The following is a 20,997-nucleotide window of genomic DNA, read 5'->3' as shown; positions in this document are numbered from 1 at the left end:
AAACCAGCTGATTATCAGCTGGTTTTTTTATGGTGCGATACAAATTAATAAACTTGACAAGGAAGGAACATCGTTTTTAGTATGGTGCCGCGGTTATTTTATTGAAATGCTCGTCTCTACGATGACTTGCTTCATCGCGGGCGGCAATATTTGTGAAGCCGTAATCTACTAATTTTAATAAGGAGATAACTATGCCTTGTACAACGATTTTAGTTGGCAAAAAAGCCAGCTTCGATGGCTCAACTTTAGTGGCGCGGAATGAAGATTCTCCCACCGGAATTTATAACCCGAAAAAATATGTCGTCGTGCAACCGAGCGAGCAGCCGCGCGTTTATAAATCAGTATTATCACATGTTGAAATTCCGCTGCCCGATGAGCCAATGCGTTATACCTGCATGCCGCATGCGATTGATAAAGAAGGCATTTGGGGATCGTTTGGTGTCAATACTGCCAACGTTTCTATGAGCGCAACAGAAACTATTACGTCTAATGAACGCGTTTTAGCCGCGGATCCGTTGGTGAAATATGTTGCCGCAGTTGGTAAAGAAGGCGATGAAAATTATATTCCCGAACAAGTCGGCGGCATCGGCGAGGAAGATTTTGTTACTTTGCTTTTGCCGTATATGCGTACCGCGCGCGAAGGCGTGATTCGTTTGGGCGAATTGTTGGAAAAATACGGCACGTATGAAATGAGCGGCATTGCTTTCCAAGATGTCAACGAAATTTGGTGGTTGGAAACCATCGGCGGTCATCATTGGATTGCAAAACGCGTGCCTGATGATTGTTATGTCATTATGCCGAACCAATTCGGAATTGATGATTTTGATTTGCATGATGCTTTTGGCGCGCAAAAAAATCATTTGTGCTCCAAAGATTTAAAACAATTTATTGAAAAATATCATCTTGATTTATCTTTAAACGGCACATTCAATGCACGGCTTGCTTTTGGTAGTCGCGCCGATTCTGATCATATTTACAACACACCGCGGGCGTGGATTTTGCAACGCTATTTGAATCCGCGCTCCAATGTTTGGGACGGTTGTAACGCTGATTTTACGCCGTATTCTGATGATATTCCTTGGGCGCGGGTGCCGGAGCGCAAAATTACGGTTGAAGATGTGAAATATGTGTTATCGCATCATTTCCAAGGTACACCTTATGATCCGTATGGAAAATATGGCGATTTGTCGCAAAAAGGACAATTCAGATCGATCGGTATTAACCGCAACGGCGTTTTAGGATTGGTGCAAATTCGTCCTTATATGCCGGAAGCGATTCGCAGCTTGGAATGGATTGCTTTGGGGTCAAACGTATTTAACGCCATGATTCCGTTTTACGTAAATATCGATAAAACTCCAGATTATCTCGCAAATACCAGCGCCACTGTAACCACGGATAATTTTTATTGGACTAATCGCATTGTTGGTGCGCTCGCTGATGCGCATTATCACGCTACCGCAAATACTATTGAGTTTTATCAAAATGATTTGCAAAGCAAATGTATGGAATTAATCAACAAGTACGATGCGCAAATTTTAGAAAAAGGTCTTTCTTATGCCGATGCGGCGCACATTTGCGAGGAAGCCAACGAAGCCATTGCCGAAGAAGCGCGTAAACAAACGCAAGGCGTTTTAAATGATGTGCTTTATATCGCGTCAAATACGATGAAAAACTGTTATTTAAGAACAGACGATTAAACGTCTCAAAACAAAAAGACCGCAGCTCGTGCGGTCTTTTTTTATGCGAAAAATAAGGAAATCATTCGTTGCGTTCGTTATAAAACGATTTTTCTTTGCGTTCGGCAAGATGTTTGCAATCAATGCACAATTCTGCCGTTGGGCGCGCTTCTAAACGATGAAAACCGATTTCTTCATCGCATTGTTCGCAATAACCAAAATGCCCTTGTTTAATGCGTTCCAACGCTTTATCGATTTTTCTTAATAATTTTCGTTCCCGATCGCGGGTGCGCAATTCCAATGAAAATTCTTCTTCTTGCGATGCGCGGTCGTTTAAATCGGCGGTTTGTGGACGTTCGTCTTTTAAATATTCACGGGTTTTTTCACTATCTGCCAAAATTGTCGCTTTCCATTCTTGCAAAATGCGCGAAAAATAATCGAGCTGTTGTTCGCTCATATAAGGTTCATCGGCGGCGGGAGTATATTTATTTTTTATTTTAATAAGTTCTTTCATAATCGCTCCATTGAGCAGTAAAAAAACGCGCTGATATTAGCGGAGCTTGCTGGTGAAGTCAAAATTTCTTTTTAAATAACACGTTCCTAACCGATTGCACGAAATAAACGCCGCCCAAAGAAACCACAATCGTCGGCGCGACCGGCAAATTACCGTAATAAGCAATGCCAAAGCCAACGGTCGTGGCAATCGCGGCAATGAAAAGCGCAATTAAAACGCATTCTTCCGGCGTTTGACTCATCGGCGCGGCGATGTGTACGGGAATAATTAAAAAAGCAATGATTAACATCAATCCCAAATAATGCACCATTAATCCCAAATATAACCCAATGATTAATAAGAAAATAAAATCGTAATACACCATATAACGCGATTCAGCTTTGGCAATGGATTCGTTAACCGTTAATAAAATCAGCGGTTGCCAGATTTTTTTCAAAACTACCGCCAGAAAAAAACTTGCAAAACCAATTATTTTCAGATCGCTGATGGTGGTCGATAAAATATCGCCGAATAGATAGCCTACTAAATCGGTGCGAATATGAGGCATAGACGTTAACGTAATCATGCCCAGCGCTAAAAAAATATGTGCGAGCGTACCCAAAATATTATTGGAATCAGCGTTACTCTGTTGTTTTAAAATAAAAAGTAACACGACCATTAACACGCTCATCAACCAAATTCCCAAATAAATGGGAAATCCCATCAGCAAAGCTAATGCGATGCCCAATAAAGAAGCGTGCGCCAACGTTTCGCCAAAATAAACCAAACGGCGCCAACTGATTAAAGCGCCTAAAGGTGCGGCGGTCGTGGCAGTTAATAACGCGCACAACCACGGAACAACAATAAAATGGATCAGAAAATTCATAAATGCGTATGTTGATGATGATGAGAATAAAAGCCGATGGTATGTTCAGAAAGATGCACAAATTCAGGGTGATGCATAATTTCTTGCGGGTGACCTTGGCAACAAATATGGCGATTAATACAAATCACGCGATCGCTTGCCGCCATCACCAAATGCAAATCATGCGACACCATCACAATTGCGCATTGATACCGCAACTGCATCGCGCGAATGACCGCGTAATAATGATCGATCGCCGTTGGATCAATGCCTGCCGCGGGTTCGTCTAAAACGATGAGATCGGGTTGCAACAAAAATGCGCGTGCCAACAAAAGCCGTTGCGTTTCGCCGCCGGAAAGCATTTGCAGCGGCGTATCGAGCAAATGTTGAATGGATAAAGTTTGCAAAATATCTGCTTTATCGGCGTTGGGAATATCGCGCAAAAATCGCCGCATCGAAATCGGCAAATCAGCTGGCGGTTGAAATTTTTGCGGTAAATACGCCATTTTCAGCGCTTTTTTGCGCTTGATATTGCCGGAACTCGGCGCCAGTTGTCCCAAAATTAATTTAAGCAAAGTGGATTTACCCGCGCCGTTTGGTCCGACAATTGTCAGCAACGTGCCCGCGGTAATTTCAAGCGTGATGTTGTGTAAAATGGAGCGCCCACGAATGCAGTAATCCAGATTGGAAACGGTGATTAACGGTTGTGCCATGCAAAATAATCAAAATGAAGTGATACACGATAACGAGGCGGCGCATTTTATCGCGGTGGTCGTGTTGCGTCCATTGTATCAGCGCTTTATTTATGCGGCGGCAACGCCTATTGCTTCAGGCATGCGCGTACGCGTTCCTTTCGGCGCGCGAGACGCAATCGGTATTACTGTTGCCACTGTCGCCCAGCCCAAAACCCATTTTCATATCAAAAAAATCCGCAAAGTGCTTGATAATGAACCCGTATTTGATGCAACGCTTTTGCGGTTTTTACAATACACCGCCCGTTATTATCAAGTTCCGGAAGGCACGGTTTTTGCGGCGGCATTGCCGAATGCTTTATTAAATGGTGCGTCCAATAAAAGAACGCTGCCGGCAATTTATCGTTTAACGGAAAAAGGGCGCGCGGCGAACGCATCGGGCAAAAAACAACAAGCCGTGTTGCATGCATTAACCATTCAACCGTTATCCGGCGCACAATTGCGGCAAACGTTTTCGGTTTCGGCGGCGTGGTTAAACGATTTAGTCAATCGCGGTTGGCTCGAAATGACGGAAACTTTTATCGCACCGCCGGCGGCAACAGAAAAAGCGCCCACGTTAAACGCCGCTCAAAACGCCGTATTACAAACATTAATAACGAAAACGACCTTTTCCGTAACCGTGCTTGACGGCGTCACCGGTTCCGGAAAAACGGAAATTTATTGGCGTTGGGCGGAATTGTTGTTGGCAGCTGGTAAACAAATATGCGTTTTATTGCCCGAAATTGGTTTGGCGATGAGTATTTTTGCGCGTTTTCGGGCGCGTTTTTCGGCGTGCGCGGTTTATCATTCGGAAATGAGCGAGGCGGCGCGGTTATCTGTTTGGCAGGCGGTAAAAGCTGGCGATATTAAAATGGTTGTGGGGACGCGTTCGGCGTTATTTTTGCCGTTTTGTCGGCTCGGCGCGATTATCGTTGATGAAGCCCATGATCAATCCTATAAACAATCCGACCAATTTCGTTATCACGCCGCTGATATGGCAGTAGTGCGCGCCAAACAACACAATATTCCCATATTATTAGGTTCGGCAACGCCTACGCTCGAACATTATCAACAAACCTTAACCGGCACGTGGCAATTGTTGCATCTTCCCGAACGCGCGTTGACGCAGCACAAGCCGTCGATCGTTATCGATGAAATCGAACCCAGTAAACAAATCGGCGGATTATCGCAGCCATTAATCAGCGCGATACGCCAACATCTTCAGCGAAAGCAACAAATTTTGTTATTTTTAAATCGTCGTGGTTATGCGCCGGTGATGCGCTGCCGCGAATGTTCGTGGGAAAGCAGTTGCACGGCTTGCGATACGATGATGACGGTGCACACGTTTAGCCGGCAATTGATTTGTCATCATTGTGGACGCAGCCAATTATTGCCGGTGCGCTGCCCTAAATGTGCGTCAACGCAATTATACGTTTGCGGATTGGGCACGCAGCGTTTGGAGCAGACGGTGCGCGAACAATTTCCACAAGCGCGCGTTTTGCGCATTGATCGTGATGTTTTTAGTACCGCTAAACAATTTCAACAAGCGCTTAAACAAATTCACAGCGGCGCGATCGATGTGATGATTGGAACGCAATGGTTAGCAAAAGGGCACCATTTTCCGCGTTTGCAATTGGTGGCGGTGGTTGATGCTGATAGCGCGTTTTATAGTAGCGATTTTCGCGCCGAAGAACGATTGGCGCAGTTGCTGGTGCAAGTTGGCGGACGGGCAGGGCGAGAACAAGCGGGAACTATTTGGATTCAAACGCAACACGCGCAGCACCCGATTTTTTCCGCGCTGTCGCAGCCGTATTTTGCCACTGCGCAACAATTATTAACGATACGTCAGCAAGCGCAATTGCCGCCGTTTAGTGCTCAAACGTTATTTTGGGCGCAACATCATGAATTATCGCGCACGTTGGCGGTATTAACTTCAATGCGCGATGTGGCGCAAAAAGCGGAAATAGGGCAAACGTGGCAATGGTTGGGACCGATTCCCGCGTTAATTGCGCGTAAAGATGGCAAATATCGGGCGCAAATGGTGGTGCAGGCACCGAATAAGAAAGTTTTGCAGCGAGAATTGGCGCAAGTTCGCGCGCTGTTATGGGAAGAAAGTCGTGCGTCGGGCGTTAAAGTGGGAATAGATGTCGATCCTTTATGGTTCGATTAAAACCGTAGACATCACCTAAGATTATTTTATAATGATTTTTTTCTTAAAGTCGTTGAAAAAAGGTGATATATCATGATGACAGACTATTATGTACTTCTTGGCGTTGGAATGGACGCAAAACCACAAGAATTACAAGCTGCTTTTGAACGTTATGCCTCCAAAGCAACTAATCCAGAAGAAATAAAAGCAATCAAAGAAACGTTATTAAATCCAGCCAGTAAAGCGAATTACGATTTATTTTTGCGGCAAAACTATCCCAGCCGATACGCAAAATAAAATCCATTATTAAGTGCTGGAAAAAATGTTAAAGCTCCGATAATTCGGAGCTTTTTTATATTCAAATAAAACATTATTTTAGCGGTAAACCACTTTCTTGCTGCATCATGCGCATTTCATCAACGCTGCCGTCTTTTTTCCAACACAAAGGACGTTGCCAATAAGAGAATCCTGATAAAAATAATTTATTTCTTTCTTCAGGCGTAAACGAAATGCCTAAATTTTCATCAACAACGCGCCAATCCCAATTGCCGCCAGCATAATTTTGTCGGTAAATCATATTAACTGCCAAACAATAACACGCCGCAAAAATGGGTGATGAAGCAATCGATTGATATTGCTGCAATAATTTAAATAAAGAAAAGGATTGCTGCGGAGTAATGAAATAAGCATAAAGTGGGCGCCCGTCATTAGAAATATTTAAATCGCTCAACCAACGATGCAATATAACTTCCTGAAAAGAATGAATCTTTTGAGGTTTATTGGGTTTTTGTGCGGTATCATCAGGTAAATTCATCAAATCTGCGGATTCGGTCAACGTTTCTTTTTCATTTTCCGAATGATGCGGTTCATCGGTTTGGAAGAACAATCCATTTGAATCCGCTTCATCATCGGGCAAATGCATCAAATCCGTGGATTTGGTCAACATTTCTTTTTCATCTTCCAAATGATGCGGTTCATCGATTTGGAAAAATAATCCATCTGAACCCGCTTCATCATCGGGTAAATGCATCAAATCCGCGCGGGTTCCCTGAGCGCGCTCCGTTAATTGCGCAAGCAAAGTTTTTGTAAGCGCCAAAGTTTTAACCATATCGGCTTGCATTTGCTGCAATTGTTGGCTGACGAGACAATCTTCCGCCGATGTTACAGTTGGCTGTATTTTGACTAATTGCGCACGGCTTGCTTCCGCTTGTTTTGCGGTTAACGATTGCTGCTGTGCGGCAAGTTCATTTTTCGTTTCTTCCAGCATTTTTTGTTCTTTTTCATATTCTGCTGCGCATTTTGCGAGATTTTCTTGTTCCGCTTGTTTTGTGGCGAGCTCTTGATTAAATTGCGCAATTTCTTGCTGCACGCGTTCCAATTCTGCCTGCGCGGCGGTGATTTCTTGTTGTTTTGCGGTTAACGATTGCTGCTGCGCGGCAAGTTCATTTTTCGTTTCTTCCAGCATTTTTTGTTCTTTTTCATATTCTGCCGTGCATTTTGCGAGTTGTTCTTGTTCCGCTTGTTTTGTGGCAAGATCTTGATTGAACTGCGCAATTTCTTGCTGCACGCGTTCCAATTCTGCCTGCGCGGCGGTGATTTCTTGTTGTTTTGCGGTTAACGATTGCTGCTGCGCGGCAAGTTCGTTTTTCGCCTCTTCCAGCGCCGCATTGCAACGGTCATATTCTTGTTTTGCCGTTTCTTCTTTTTCCACGGCTTCTTGCGTTTTTCTTTTCACTTCAACCGCATCTTTATGCAATTGCTCCAATTTTTCTTGTGCTTTTTTAATGGATTGTTCGCAATCGATTTGTTCTTGTCGGCTGGTAACTAATTGTTCCTGAATTTCTGCTTGCTCATTTTCTAATGCACTGCGCGCGGCGGTGATTTCTGCCATTTGCTGCTGATAATTTTGCGCGTGCTGTTGCTCTTCGGAGGCGAGTTTTTGCCGCGTTTCTTCGGCGCGTTGTTCGAGTTCGGCACAAACGCGTTCTTGTTCGGAAATGAGTTGTTGGCATTTATTTTCCGTATCGCGTTGTGTTTGCTCAATTTGACGTTGGATTTGACTCAATTCATCTTGTTTAACAACGAATCTTTTCGTGATTTTATCGAGTTTTTCCTGCCAAATTTTCACTTCTGCTTGCGCGCCGACCACGATCGTTTCTTGTTTTTTGCGCGTTTCTGCCAATTGTTTTTCGCTGCGCTCGCGCTCGCTCATAATAAATTGATATTCTTGCTCCAAATCGACTTGAATTTTATGAGCTTTATCTTCCATTTCGAGGCGTAATTTTTCTTTTTCTTCTTGATAATTATGACGTTTTTCGTCAATTGTTGCGATAATTTCTTGAGATTTTTTCTGTAAATCCTCAAGCGATTTTTGCTCTTGAATAACGGCGTTTTGCTTTTCATCTAATTGCGCTTGCGCGGCGGCTAACTCTTTTTGAATATCATGCAATGCGCTTTCTTGCTTTTGCTGCTCGGCGATTAATTGTTGTTGATGATTTTTTTCCAGTTCGGCATATTCTTCCACTCGTGCCGCTTTTTTTGCTTTTTCTTCGCTTTCTGCTTGTTGATATTGCGTTTGTAATTGAGCCAATTTTGCTTCCGCCGCTTGGCATTGCGCAGTTAATTCGGTGAGCTTTTGTTGTTGCGCTAAAACGCGATTAGCAAATTCCCCTTCTTTTTTTTGAAACGCTTCTTCAGCTTGAGCAACGCGTTGCTGTTGACTTTCTGCCCACTGCGTTTTTTCTTGTTTCAGCGCAGTTTTTAGCGCTTCGGCGTCTTCCGTTTTTTGACTACATTCGGCTTGTTTTTGTTGAAACTCTTGCTCGTATTGCTCCTGCAACGCTTGGAATTTTTTCTCCAATTCCAACTGCTGATTATGAAATGCGCGTTTATTAGCTGCGATTTGTTCTTCTAAAACCTTTTTTTCCTGCGCTAATTCTTGTTCTTTTTTCTGCATTTGCGCGCTTTTTTGCTCAAAATCGCGCGTTTGATCAGCGAGTTGTAAATTGACCACGCCCAATTCTTCGCTATGCTTTTTTTCCAATTCTTGGATTTTTTCTTGCAAATTGCGGATCGTCTGACCGTTATTGAGACTTTCCTGCTCCAAACGCAAGAGATAATCTTCGAGTTCCTCTTGTTCTCGTCGGAACCCCGGACTGATTGTGCGGATAATTTTGTCTAATGCCATGGTGAACTTCTCCTGTGTATCGTCTGATTTTATCCGCTTTAAACAGAAATTACAGTACTTTATATCTTGAAAAAGGGATAATCTACTTCCAGCGCGCCGTCAATGATAAGCGCCGGCGGAAAATAAACAACCTCACAAACCGCCGCGGTGAACCCTATTAAAAAAGACTTTCTCCGCGGTAGAAAAACAGAAAAATAATATGAATATCAATCAATTAGAACTACTTTTTCAATGGCAAACGCAAACTAATCCCACGGCTTATTTGCTTGCGTGCAGCGGCGGACGCGACAGCATCGCCTTATTGCACGCGCTTTATCAACAAAAAACGCAATTAAGTGCACCGCTTGAAATTGTCTACATCAATCACGGCTGGCATCAAGATGCCGCCAAATGGGGCGAATTGGTGGCAACGCGCGCCGCCGCCTACGGTTTTTCCTTTCGCAGCGTTTCCCTGCATTTAAAAGCCACGAAAAACGCGGAAGCCGTCGCCCGCAAAGCGCGTTATCAAGCATTTGCGCAATTATTGCCTGTAAACGGCGTATTACTCACCGCGCACCATCAAGACGATCAAGCCGAAACATTATTGCTTAATTTATGCCGCGGCAGCGGATTAGATGGATTATCAGCCATGCCTTTGCGGCGTTCATTTGCCGCAGGAGAACATTGGCGTCCGTGGCTGTTGCATGCGCGCGCTGAAATTGAAGATTATTTAAAATCGCAGCAGCTGACTTTCGTTGATGACAGCAGCAACACCGATACACGTTATCAAAGGAATTGGCTGCGCCATCAAGTATTGCCGTTATTGGAAACGCGTTTTCCGGCGATCCGCGCCCAACTCGCGCAAACGAGCGCCCAATTATCTGCCGCGCGTCATTTTCAAGAACATTGTTTATACGCTTATTTACCCGCGCCCGAACAACCGTTCACTATGGAAACGCTTTCCGCGGTGCCGTCTTCCAGCCGCGCGTTACTCATTCGTTATTGGTTGCGACAACGTCATCTGCCGCTGCCGCCGCGGCGTCGTTTACAAGAATTTATCGATCAACTCGATAACGCCGAACACGCGCAAATTGAATACGCCGATCGCTGTTTATTTCGTTATCGTTCCGAAATTTATAACGTTGCGACGGAACCGCCGGCGCCGCCGCCCATTTTTGCCGAACAAACGCATTGGCACGGCATCGGCACATTAACCCTTCAATCGGGCGCGGCGTTGTTATCGTCGCACATTTGCCGTTGGACACTGTATCCGCCGGCGGCGCGGTTTCGTCCGCATCATCAAGCGCATCACAAACCGCTTAAAGCGTGGTTTCAACAATACGGCGTTCCGCCTTTTTTTCGCCGTAGAACACCGCTTTTGTGGGCTGATGACGCGTTAATTTGGGTTGGCGGCATTGGTGCGGCTTCGGGCTGGGAAACGTTAGTAATTGATTGGCAACGCTTCTAGCAAACTGATAAAATTTCGGGTTATTTTTTTGACAGGATTTTCAACGATGACGCAATATATTTTTATCACCGGCGGCGTGGTTTCTTCATTGGGAAAAGGGATTTCTGCTGCTTCTTTAGGCGCAATTTTGGAAGCGCGCGGTTTACGGATCACCATGATCAAATTAGATCCTTATATTAACGTTGACCCCGGCACGATGAGTCCTTTTCAACATGGAGAAGTGTTTGTAACGCATGACGGCGCGGAAACGGATTTGGATTTGGGGCATTATGAACGGTTCGTTAATATGCGCGCCACGCAATTTCATAATTGCACCGCCGGACGCGTTTATTTAGAAGTGATCCAACGCGAACGTAAAGGCGATTATTTAGGAAAAACGGTACAAGTTATTCCGCATATTACGGATACCATTCAACAATATATTCTCCGCGCGGCACAAGGCGCTGATATTGCTATGGTGGAAATCGGCGGCACGGTGGGCGATATTGAATCGTTGCCGTTTATGGAAGCCATTCGTCAGTTGGGCACGAAATTAGGGCGCCGCGATACCATGTTTATTCATCTCACTTTAGTGCCTTTTATTTCGGCTGCCGGTGAACTCAAAACCAAACCAACGCAACACAGCGTTAAAGAATTGCGATCCATCGGCATTCAACCGGATATGTTAATTTGCCGCGCCGATCGGGAAATTCCAGAAGATGAAAAAGCCAAAATTTCTTTGTTTACCAATGTGCCGGCAAAAGCAGTAATCAGCGGTTTAAGCGTGAAAAATATTTATGAAATTCCCATGCTTTACCAAAAACAAGGCGTTGATGATTTGGTGGTGAAACATTTTGGTTTACACGTTAAAGAAGCCAATTTAGGCGATTGGGAAAAAGTTGTTGACGCCATCAATCACCCCGAACATGAAGTAACCGTGGCAATGGTCGGTAAATACGTCAATTTAACTGATGCTTATAAATCATTGAATGAAGCGCTTTATCACGCCGGCATTAAAAATAAAACCAAGGTTAATATTCGCTACGTTGATTCTGAAGATTTATATTCTCAAGGAACAGAATTGCTCGCGGGCGTTGATGCCATCGTTGTGCCCGGCGGTTTTGGTAATCGCGGTGTGAACGGCAAATTGCGGGCAGTGCAATATGCGCGCGAGGAAAATATTCCTTATTTAGGCATTTGTTTGGGATTACAAATTGCTGTGGTGGAATTTGCACGCAACGTTTTAGGTATTAAAAATGCATGCAGCACGGAATGGGACGAAAAAACCGATGAGCCGATTATCGCATTAGTGGCGCAATGGGTAAATGAACGCGGCGAAGTAGAACAACGCGATAAAAAAATGGATCTCGGCGGCACGCTGCGTTTGGGCGCATTGCCAGCAAAATTAAAAGCCGGCAGCAAAATTGCCACGATTTACGGCAGCGAAATCATGAATGAACGCCATCGTCATCGTTATGAAGTCAACGCCAATTATGAAAAACGCTTGGAAGCCGCCGGCATGCGCATTTCCGGACGTTCCGCGGATAATGATTTGGTAGAAGTCATTGAAATTCCAAGCCATCGTTGGTTTATCGGTTTGCAATCGCACCCTGAATTTACGTCCACACCGCTCGGCGGTCACCCGCTATTTTCCGCATTCATTGCCGCGGCATTGGATTATCAAACGGAACGTTTATCATGAAATTAATTGATTTTGACGTTGACAACGATCGTCCTTTTTTCTTAATCGCAGGTCCCTGCGTTATTGAATCGGAATATTTAGCATTGCATACGGCGGAAGTGTTAAAAACCATCACCGATGAATTAAAAATTCCTTTTATTTACAAATCTTCTTTTGATAAAGCCAATCGCTCATCGGGGGCGAGTTTTCGCGGTTTAGGATTGGCAGAAGGCTTGCGGATTTTAGCCAAAGTGAAAGAAACGTTTGCCGTGCCAATTCTTACGGACGTTCACGAATATACGCCGCTTGATGAAGTGGCATCAGTGGTTGACGTTTTGCAAACACCGGCGTTTTTGTGTCGGCAAACCGATTTTATAACCCGCGTTTGCGCGCAGGGAAAACCCGTGAATATCAAAAAGGGACAATTTCTCGCGCCGTGGGATATGAAACATGTTGTTGCCAAAGCCAAAGCTACTGGCAATGAACAGATTATGTTGTGCGAACGCGGCGCTTCTTTTGGTTATAACAATTTAGTTGCCGATATGCGTTCGCTTGCCGTGATGAAAACATTTTCTGCGCCGGTGGTTTTTGATGCCACGCATTCCGTACAACTCCCCGGTGGCAATGGTGCCAGCAGCGGCGGACAACGCGAATTTGTGCCCGTTTTGGCGCGCGCAGCAATTGCCGTTGGTGTTGCTGGTATTTTTATGGAAACGCACCCCGAGCCAGAAAAAGCGTTATCCGATGGCGCCAATTCCATTCCTTTAGCCCAAATGCGCCATTTATTACAACAATTGCGCGCATTAGATACGCTGGTTAAAACTAATGAACTGATGAAGGAGCTTTCATGACCATAACCATTTCACGCATTCACGCTTTAGAAATTTTAGATTCACGCGGCAATCCGACGCTACAAGTTGGCGTTACCTTATCGGACGGCAGTTTTGCGCAAGCTGGCGTTCCTTCTGGCGCTTCTACTGGTTCGCGCGAAGCTTTGGAATTGCGCGACGGCGACGCTCAACGTTATTTAGGAAAAGGCGTGCAAAAAGCGCTGGCAAACGTGAAAAACCATTTTGCGCCGGCGTTAATCGGTAAACCGATTTACGATTTAGCCGCACTCGATCGCATCATGTTGGCGCAAGATGGCACGGATTTTAAAACCCATTTGGGCGCAAATGCGATTTTGGGCGTTTCTTTAGCGTTGGCGCGGGCAAAAGGGGCGAGTTTGAAAAAACCGTTGTATGCAGTGCTTTGTCCGCAAGAAGAATATACCTTACCCGTGCCGATGATGAATATTATTAACGGCGGTGAACACGCAGATAATTCCGTTGATATTCAAGAATTTATGATTGTACCCGCGGGATTTGATCGTTTTTCTGAAGCGTTGCGCGCTGGTTCGGAAATTTTTCATACGCTGAAAAAAGTATTAAAAGAACAAGGTCTTAATACGGCAGTTGGCGATGAAGGCGGTTTTGCGCCGGATTTACCTTCTAATGAAGCGGCTTTTGCCGTCATCATGCAAGCGATTGAACGCGCGGGTTATCGCGCCGGCGAGCAGATTTTCTTGGCGATGGACGCCGCGGCTTCCGAATTTTATCGCGAGGGACGTTATCATTTGGCTTCCGAGCAAAAAGCGTATACATCGGCAGAATTTGTTGATTATTTGGCGGATTTGTGTCGGCGTTATCCGATTGTTTCCATTGAAGATGGTTTGCATGAAAGCGATTGGGACGGCTGGCAATTGCTAACCCAATCATTGGGCGAACGCGTGCAATTAGTCGGTGATGATTTATTTGTTACAAACAGCGCGATTTTGCAAGAAGGCATTGATAAAGGCGTTGCCAACGCGATTCTCATTAAACCGAACCAAATTGGTTCATTAAGCGAAACGTTGCAAACAATCGCGCTTGCCGATGCTGCTCATTACGCCGCTATTATTTCGCATCGTTCCGGCGAAACGGAAGACACGACGATTGCCGATATTGCCGTGGCAACTACGGCGACCCAAATTAAAACTGGTTCTTTATGTCGCTCCGATCGGGTGGCGAAATATAATCGTTTGCTGACGATTGAAGATGAATTGGGAACGCGCGCGCGTTATGCCGCAAAAGCCGCGTTTTTGGGGAAAATTAAAGCGTAAATTCACCCTCATCAATCACCGCCTCGTGCGGTGATTGTGTTTTTTGTGGAGTATGTGATGCGTCAACGCAGTTTTTATCTTTTTTTAATCATTATCGCCGCATTGTTGGCGTTGCTTAATGTGTATTTATGGCAGTTGCAAGATGATAAAAAAAGCAAAATTCGCGAGTTATCCGAGCAAGTTTCTTATTTTAATACGCAAAACGAACGCTTAAAGGCGCGCAATAAAACGTTAGATCTCGATTTGCAAACGTTGCAATCGCCGGATTCTTTTTATACGTATGAAGAAAAAGCGCGCGAGGAGTACGGCATGATTGGGCAAGATGAAACGTTTTTTGTGTTGCCGCAAGAAGAATTAAATGCCTTGCCCGATCTTGCCGCATTGCAAGAATACGACCGCGAAGGTTTGGCGCCGATTTATGCTGTTTCGCCGCAAACGCCGCAACCGTCGCCGTCGGAACCGGAACCCGTTTCTGCGCCGATTGAAATGCCGAAAATTGACGCGCTGCCATTGGAATTAGAATCGTTGGAAGGCAATTAAAAACCTTACTTCAACGCATGGTAAGGTTTGTTTCTTTGTTTTATATTTTTTATTGATTTATCCTCGCAACAATAAGTTTTTAATAAAAGGACAACGATTGTGTTACGATTTTTTGAGCGCCTCACCGAGGCTTATCCCGAGCAATTAAACGCCGCGCCTGCTAAAAACTTGCTGCGTTTTTGTTTGCAATATGCGCAGGGTTTTAAAAAATATATTCTTTTATTGGGCGTAATCAGTGCGGCGCAAGCGGTATTTGAAGTCAGTTTATTTTCTTTTTTGGGGACGATTGTTGACTGGTTATCGCGGCATCAGCGCGCGGATTTTTTAAATCAAGAAGCGTTAACTTTGTTTGCGATGGCGGCAGTTGTTTTGTTGATATTGCCTTTATTGCATTTGATGAATACGCTTTTTCGTTATCAAGCATTGATGGGCAATTTCCCAATGTCGATTCGCTGGCGCATGCATCGGCATTTGCTGGGGCAAAGTTTATGTTTTTATCAAGATGAATTTGCCGGACGCGTTGCCACCAAAGTGATGCAAACGGCGCTTTCCACGCGCGAATTAATCATTAAATTGATGGACGTCGTGGTGTACGTCATCGTTTATTTTGCGTCAATGTTTTATCTTTTGGGGCGGTTAAATACCCATTTTCTCATTCCGATTTTTTGCTGGTTTGCGTTATACATTGCATTGCAGATTTATTTTATTCCGCGTTTAAAAGCCATCGCGCAAGCACAAGCGCACGCACGCTCAACGATGACGGGGCGCGTGGTTGATGCTTATACGCATATTTCCACCATCAAATTATTTGCTCATACGCGCCGCGAAGAAAATTATGCCCGCGCAGCAATGGACGATTTTATGCAAACGGTTTACACGCAATTTCGTTTGGTAACGCGTTTGCAAGTCAGCATGAACAGCATCAATTTACTGCTCATTTTTGCCGTCACCGCGCTGGGGATTAGTTTGTGGATTAAAGGCGCGGCAACCGCCGGCGCGGTGGCAATCGCCAGCGCGTTGGCATTACGGTTAAACGTGATGTCGCATTGGATTATGTGGGAAATCAGCAGTTTATTTGAACATTTAGGCACCGTAGTTGACGGCATGACGATGATGGCAGTGCCACCGGCAATAACCGATCAACGCGGCGCCCGCGATTTAGTCGTTAGCCGCGGCGAAATTACGTTTAAAGATGTGTGTTTTTCTTATCAAAATGCAGTCACTCAAAAAGCGCCGGTCGTCATCGATCATTTAAATTTAACGATTCGTTCGGGCGAAAAAATTGGTTTGGTGGGACGAAGCGGCGCCGGCAAATCCACTTTAGTTAATTTATTGCTGCGGTTTTACGACGTCAGCGGCGGCGAAATTTTAATTGACGGGCAAAATATCGCGGCGGTAACGCAAGAAAGTTTGCGCAGCCACATCGCGATGGTAACGCAGGATACTTCTTTACTACACCGATCCGTGCGCGAAAATGTGTTATACGGTAAACCTGATGCCGATGAAGCGGCGTTACAGCGCGCTTTGGAACAATCCGAAGCGTTGGAATTTATCGCACAACTTTCTGATCCACAAGGTCATTGTGGTTTAGATGCTCAAGTTGGCGAACGCGGCGTGAAACTTTCCGGCGGACAGCGGCAGCGCATCGCAATTGCGCGCGTTTTGCTCAAAAATGCGCCGATTTTAATTTTAGATGAAGCCACTTCCGCGTTAGACAGCGAAGTTGAAGCCGCGATTCAAAGCAGTTTATTAACGCTGATGACTGGAAAAACCGTCATCGCTATTGCGCATCGTTTGTCTACCATCGCGCAAATGGATCGTTTAATTGTTTTGGATAAAGGACGCATTGTTGAAGAAGGCACGCATCAAGAATTATTGGCGCAAAAAGGATTATATGCGCGCTTGTGGTCGCGGCAAACGGGCGGTTATTTGGGCGATATCGAAGAGTTTGACGATTAAATGAAGATTTTGCACAGCGCCGATTGGCATTTAGGCGCGAAATTACACGGTCAATCGCGCGAATCCGAACAACAGGCATTTCTCGATTGGTTTTTAGAAACGTTGGCGCGCGTGCAGCCGGATATTTTATTGCTCGCCGGTGATATTTTTGATACGGCAACGCCGCCCGTTTCTGCGCAGCGGCAGTATTATCATTTCCTTTATCAAGCCGCGCAGCAATGCGATGCCATCGTTATCATTGCCGGCAATCACGATAGCGCCGCGTTTTTAGATGCACCGCAGGCGTTGCTCGCTAATATGCAAATTTATGTGGTTGGGCAGGCGCCGCAAAATGCCGCCGAAGCAGTATTTGCTTTGGAGACGAAAAACGGGCGCGCGATTGTTGCCGCAGTGCCTTTTTTGCGTGAACGCGATATTCGTTGCACGCAGGTGGGCGAATCGTTGGCAGATAAAGCCTCAGCAATTGCTGACGGCGTGCGTCAGTATTATCAACAAGCTGCGGAACAGGCGCAAAAATTGCGGCGTGGTTCGGAACCGTTAATTGCGTTAGGACATTTATTTGCTGCCGGCGGTAAAACGACCGATCACGACGGCGTGCGCGATTTATTCGTGGGCAAATTGGGGCATTTGAGCGCAACGATTTTTCCTCAATGTTTTGATTATGTTGCGCTGGGACATTTACATTTGCCGCAAATGGTGGCGCAAAATCCGCGCATTCGTTATAGCGGCGCGCCGTTAATGATGGGCTTTGGTGAAAGCGTTTCAGAAAAACACATTGTGCAGCTGCATTTTCACGAGCGGCAGCCGATCATTGATGCCATTACGGTTCCGGTGTGGCAAAAATTGCGGCAATTACGAGGACGGCAAGAAACTGTTATCGCTGAAATTGAAGCGCTTTTAAATGATGAGGCGGCGGTGTGGTTGGAAATTATCATTGAAGAGGGCGTTTTTGATAGTGCTTTAAATGCGCGGTTGCAGGATTTAGTTGCCAATACGTCGGTAAAAATTTTGCGCATTCAACAGCCTTCCACGCAAGATTTTGTAGCCGCGTTAAGCGATACGCGGCAATTGTATGAACCGCAGGAAGTTTTTGCGCAACGTTTGGAGAAAACGCCGTTTAATGATGTGGAAAAAGCGCAGTTAACGGCAGATTTTTTAACCATTTTGCAGCAGGTGCACGATGCGCATTGAATCGGTACGTTTTCATAATTTAAACGCGTTAAAAGGCGCGTGGCAGATTGATTTTACCGCAATGGCAGATGATATTTTTGCCATCACCGGCGCCACCGGCGCGGGAAAATCCACGATTTTAGATGCAATTTGTTTGGCTTTATACGGGCAAACGCCGCGATTGGGCAAAATCACGACAAAAGATAATCAAATTATGAACCGCAGCCGCGCGGAATGCGGCGCAGAAGTAGTATTTTTTATTGCGGGGAAACGTTATCGTGTTTTTTGGCGGCAAAATCGCGCATACGGGCGGCGTGATGGCAAATTGCAGGAGCCGCAGCATTACATCAGTGATGCCGAAACTGGCGTCATTATCGAAGAAAAATTAAGCAGAACCGCGGCGAAAGTCGCCGAAATCACGCATTTAGATTTTGCCCGTTTTACGCGCACGGTATTATTAGCGCAGGGGCAATTTGCCACATTTTTGCAAGCAAAAGGCGAGGAACGCGCGCCGATTTTAGAACAAATTACCGGCACGGAAATTTATAGCGAGATTTCAATCGCCGTACAAAAACGTTTTGCGCGAGAACATGATGATTTTTCCGTATTAGCAGACAAAATGAGCCGGATTTCGTTGGTCAGTGCGGAAGAAATTGCTCGTTGGCAAGCGGAAGAGCAGCAGTTGATGGATAGCATTTGCGCGCAGCAAAAAGCCGCTGATGATTGGCGTAATGCCGTGCACATTCATCAACAATTGCATACTTTGCAGCAAGAAGCGCACGCCACGCAAACGCGTTTAGCAGAAATTGATAAAAAAATGAATGCGTTATTGCCAGAACAGGCGCGTTTTGCGCAGTATCAAAAAGTTTCCGCCGGCGCGGCTTTATGGGACGCTTTTATGCGCACGCAGACGCGTTGTGCCGAGCAGCAGCAATTGGTGAATAACAGCGCTGCGTTGGCAAAAAAGGCGGCGGAACAGGTGAAAAACGCACAAATCGCGCGCGCGCAAGCGGAAGCCGTTTGGCAAAACGCGCAGCAAAAAGAAGAAGCCGCGCAGCCGTTGTTAAATGAAGCAAGACAATTGCAAGCGCAAATCGCGGCGCTACGCATTTATGAACGGGATTTTCCGAAAACGTTGCCGGAAATGGTGTTGCGCGTTGAAGTAGCAGAAGCGGCGTTAAATGCGGCGCTGGCGCAAAAAAGTAAACAAGAATATTGGTCGCGGCAAAATTGTTTATTGCAACGGCAGCACGTGTTGCAGGATTTTCAGCAAAAATATCAGCAAATTACGGCGTTGAATAAAACGCAGCAAGACGTTCGGCAGCAATGGCAAGAAACGGCGCAGCGTTTGCAGGCGGTGCAGGCGGATTTAGCCCAAAAAACAATGCATTGGCAACAAAATAAAGCGCGCGCGGAAGATAAACGGCAAATTTATGATTTATCGTTGCAAATCAAAAGTTTGAATGAACAGCGGCAACTTTTGCGTACCGGTGAACCGTGTCCTTTATGTGGTGCGCGGGAACACCCGTTTGCCGTGTCAATGCCAGATATGACGACGGCGGAGCAATTGTGGCGCGCGGCGCAGCAAGAAGCAGAAGCGGCAGATGAGGCGCGTCAGCAATTGGCGCAACTGGCATTACAATTAATGGAGCGGTGTGCACAAATTAAGGAGCAATCTCTCATAATTGAGCAGCAAATTTCGGCGTTACGGCAGGAACTCGTTATTTTTGAACGCGATTTAAGTTTCCGTGCGGCAGATATTGGGCGAGAGATGGAGGCGGTAAAAACGGATTTGGCGCAAGTTGTGCAGCGGTTAACGTTGATTGATGAGGCAGAAAAAAATTTGGCAGCGGCGCGGGCGCAGGCGTTTTTTGAGAAAAAGGCAAAATTTGCGCAGTTGTTAGGCGGTCAAACGATTGAAGATTATCAGGCGGCGCAAAAACGTTTGCTCGCGGAATGTGAACGCGGTTATCAGGCGGCGCAGCAGGCGGAATTGGCGCAAATTAAAGATGAGTTGGCGCAGCGGGCGGCGTATCAACGCGATGCGGCGTTATTGATGCAAGCGCAGCAAGAACAAACCGCGGCGGAGCAGGAATTTATGCAGTTTTTAGCGGCAAATGGTTTTGAACATCGCGCGGCATTTGAGGCGTTGCAGGCAGCCGCGCGGGATTTTGAACGCGTTGAGCAACAAATGGCGCAGTTAACTGAAGAAAAAAAGCAACAACAATGGCAGTTGGAAACGCTGTGCGATCGGGTAAACAAGGCACAGCAAGGTTTACCGGATACGATGAAAGACGCTGCCGTATGTCAAACGCATTTGCAAACGATAACGTCAGCTTTAGCTAAAGCGCAGGAAGATTTGGGCGCGGTGCGCGCGCGCCGCCGTCAGCAGGAAAACGAGCAGGCGGAAAATGCGGCTTTGAAAGAACGTTATCAACGGCAGGACGCCGTGGTGCAGCGCTGGCAGCGTTTATATGATTTGATCGGTTCATCAGATGGGAAAAAGTTTCGCAATTTTGCGCAAAGTCTCACTTTTGAAGCGATGTTGCTCGAAGCGAATAAGGTTTTAGCGAAAATGTCGGACAGATATCAATTGCAAGCCGAAATGGAGCCGCCGCTTAGTTTGGTGGTGGTGGATTTATGGCAGGGCGGCGAGGTGCGCAGCAGTAGAAATTTATCCGGCGGTGAGAGTTTTATTGTGTCATTGGCGTTGGCGTTGGGACTTGCGGCGCTTTCGGGAAGAGAGGCGCGCGTGGATAGTTTATTTTTAGATGAGGGATTTGCGACTTTGGACGCGCAGGCGTTAGACGTAGCGCTCGATACTTTGGCGAGCATTCAAATGAGCGGCAAAATGATCGGGATTATTTCTCATTTGCCGTTATTAAAAGAACGCGTGAGTACGCATATTCAAGTGATTGCGGCGGGAAATGGAATCAGCCAATTGCGCGGCGCCGGCGTGGGAAAAGTTGAGGAGTAATTC

15 protein-coding genes are annotated in these 20,997 nt (G+C 45.8%); 11 read left to right on the top strand and 4 right to left on the bottom strand.

Annotation, left to right across the window (positions count from 1 at the left end):
• Positions 1-191 precede the first annotated feature (191 nt).
• On the top strand, positions 192-1,697 hold the full coding sequence (locus AKG33_RS04445) for a C69 family dipeptidase (protein WP_012030695.1): 1,506 nt from the start codon (positions 192-194) through the stop codon (positions 1,695-1,697).
• Positions 1,698-1,758: 61 nt separating this feature from the next.
• Here the strand turns inward: AKG33_RS04445 and dksA are convergent, their stop codons facing one another.
• From dksA to AKG33_RS04430, 3 genes are read right to left on the bottom strand one after another with little or no spacing between them, the layout of a single operon-like run.
• Positions 1,759-2,190 carry an RNA polymerase-binding protein DksA gene (gene dksA / locus AKG33_RS04440; RefSeq protein WP_012030696.1) on the bottom strand — a complete coding sequence of 144 codons (432 nt, stop codon included), beginning with the start codon at positions 2,188-2,190 and terminating at the stop codon, positions 1,759-1,761.
• A gap of 58 nt (positions 2,191-2,248) precedes the next feature.
• Positions 2,249-3,055 (bottom strand): metal ABC transporter permease, encoded by an 807-nt coding sequence (locus AKG33_RS04435; RefSeq protein ID WP_012030697.1) that lies wholly within the window; start codon positions 3,053-3,055, stop codon positions 2,249-2,251.
• Entirely contained in the window at positions 3,052-3,747 is a 696-nt protein-coding gene (locus tag AKG33_RS04430; RefSeq protein WP_012030698.1) for an ATP-binding cassette domain-containing protein, read from the bottom strand. The genes AKG33_RS04435 and AKG33_RS04430 overlap by 4 nt, the downstream gene beginning before the upstream one ends.
• Between AKG33_RS04430 and priA the strand changes: the two genes are divergently transcribed.
• On the top strand, positions 3,746-5,935 hold the full coding sequence (gene priA / locus AKG33_RS04425) for a replication restart helicase PriA (protein WP_049752480.1): 2,190 nt from the start codon (positions 3,746-3,748) through the stop codon (positions 5,933-5,935). The two genes, AKG33_RS04430 and priA, sit on opposite strands and share 2 nt — an antisense overlap.
• Before the next feature lie 72 nt (positions 5,936-6,007).
• Positions 6,008-6,211: a hypothetical protein gene (locus tag AKG33_RS07270; RefSeq protein ID WP_012030700.1), complete on the top strand. Its 204-nt coding sequence runs from the start codon at positions 6,008-6,010 to the stop codon at positions 6,209-6,211.
• 73 nt (positions 6,212-6,284) lie between these two features.
• Here AKG33_RS07270 and AKG33_RS04420 read toward each other — a convergent pair whose 3' ends face one another.
• Positions 6,285-9,101, bottom strand: a complete 2,817-nt coding sequence (locus tag AKG33_RS04420) for a coiled-coil domain-containing protein (RefSeq protein ID WP_050707995.1) — start codon at positions 9,099-9,101, stop codon at positions 6,285-6,287.
• Between the two features lie 199 nt (positions 9,102-9,300).
• Between AKG33_RS04420 and tilS the strand changes: the two genes are divergently transcribed.
• The 8 genes from tilS (at position 9,301) to AKG33_RS04380 (ending at position 20,994) form a co-directional block, all read left to right on the top strand.
• Positions 9,301-10,548, top strand: a complete 1,248-nt coding sequence (gene tilS, locus AKG33_RS04415; RefSeq protein ID WP_012030702.1) for a tRNA lysidine(34) synthetase TilS — start codon at positions 9,301-9,303, stop codon at positions 10,546-10,548.
• 46 nt (positions 10,549-10,594) lie between these two features.
• Positions 10,595-12,229, top strand: coding sequence for a CTP synthase (locus AKG33_RS04410; protein WP_012030703.1), 1,635 nt, complete (start codon positions 10,595-10,597; stop codon positions 12,227-12,229).
• Entirely contained in the window at positions 12,226-13,059 is an 834-nt protein-coding gene (gene kdsA, locus AKG33_RS04405; protein WP_012030704.1) for a 3-deoxy-8-phosphooctulonate synthase, read from the top strand. Before AKG33_RS04410 ends, kdsA begins: the two co-directional genes overlap by 4 nt.
• On the top strand, positions 13,056-14,348 hold the full coding sequence (eno, locus tag AKG33_RS04400) for a phosphopyruvate hydratase (protein WP_012030705.1): 1,293 nt from the start codon (positions 13,056-13,058) through the stop codon (positions 14,346-14,348). Before kdsA ends, eno begins: the two co-directional genes overlap by 4 nt.
• Positions 14,349-14,405: 57 nt before the next feature.
• On the top strand, positions 14,406-14,888 hold the full coding sequence (locus tag AKG33_RS04395) for an FtsB family cell division protein (protein WP_012030706.1): 483 nt from the start codon (positions 14,406-14,408) through the stop codon (positions 14,886-14,888).
• Between the two features lie 99 nt (positions 14,889-14,987).
• Entirely contained in the window at positions 14,988-16,847 is a 1,860-nt protein-coding gene (locus AKG33_RS04390; RefSeq protein WP_012030707.1) for an ABC transporter ATP-binding protein, read from the top strand.
• Positions 16,848-18,038, top strand: a complete 1,191-nt coding sequence (locus AKG33_RS04385; RefSeq protein ID WP_012030708.1) for an exonuclease SbcCD subunit D C-terminal domain-containing protein — start codon at positions 16,848-16,850, stop codon at positions 18,036-18,038.
• Positions 18,028-20,994 carry an SbcC/MukB-like Walker B domain-containing protein gene (locus tag AKG33_RS04380; RefSeq protein ID WP_012030709.1) on the top strand — a complete coding sequence of 989 codons (2,967 nt, stop codon included), beginning with the start codon at positions 18,028-18,030 and terminating at the stop codon, positions 20,992-20,994. Before AKG33_RS04385 ends, AKG33_RS04380 begins: the two co-directional genes overlap by 11 nt.
• Positions 20,995-20,997 lie beyond the last annotated feature (3 nt).

Source organism: Dichelobacter nodosus (assembly GCF_001263335.1).
Lineage (GTDB): Bacteria > Pseudomonadota > Gammaproteobacteria > Cardiobacteriales > Cardiobacteriaceae > Dichelobacter > Dichelobacter nodosus.
The sequence above is the reverse complement of the archived record's forward strand: the minus strand, read 5'-3'. Positions and strand labels throughout refer to the sequence as shown.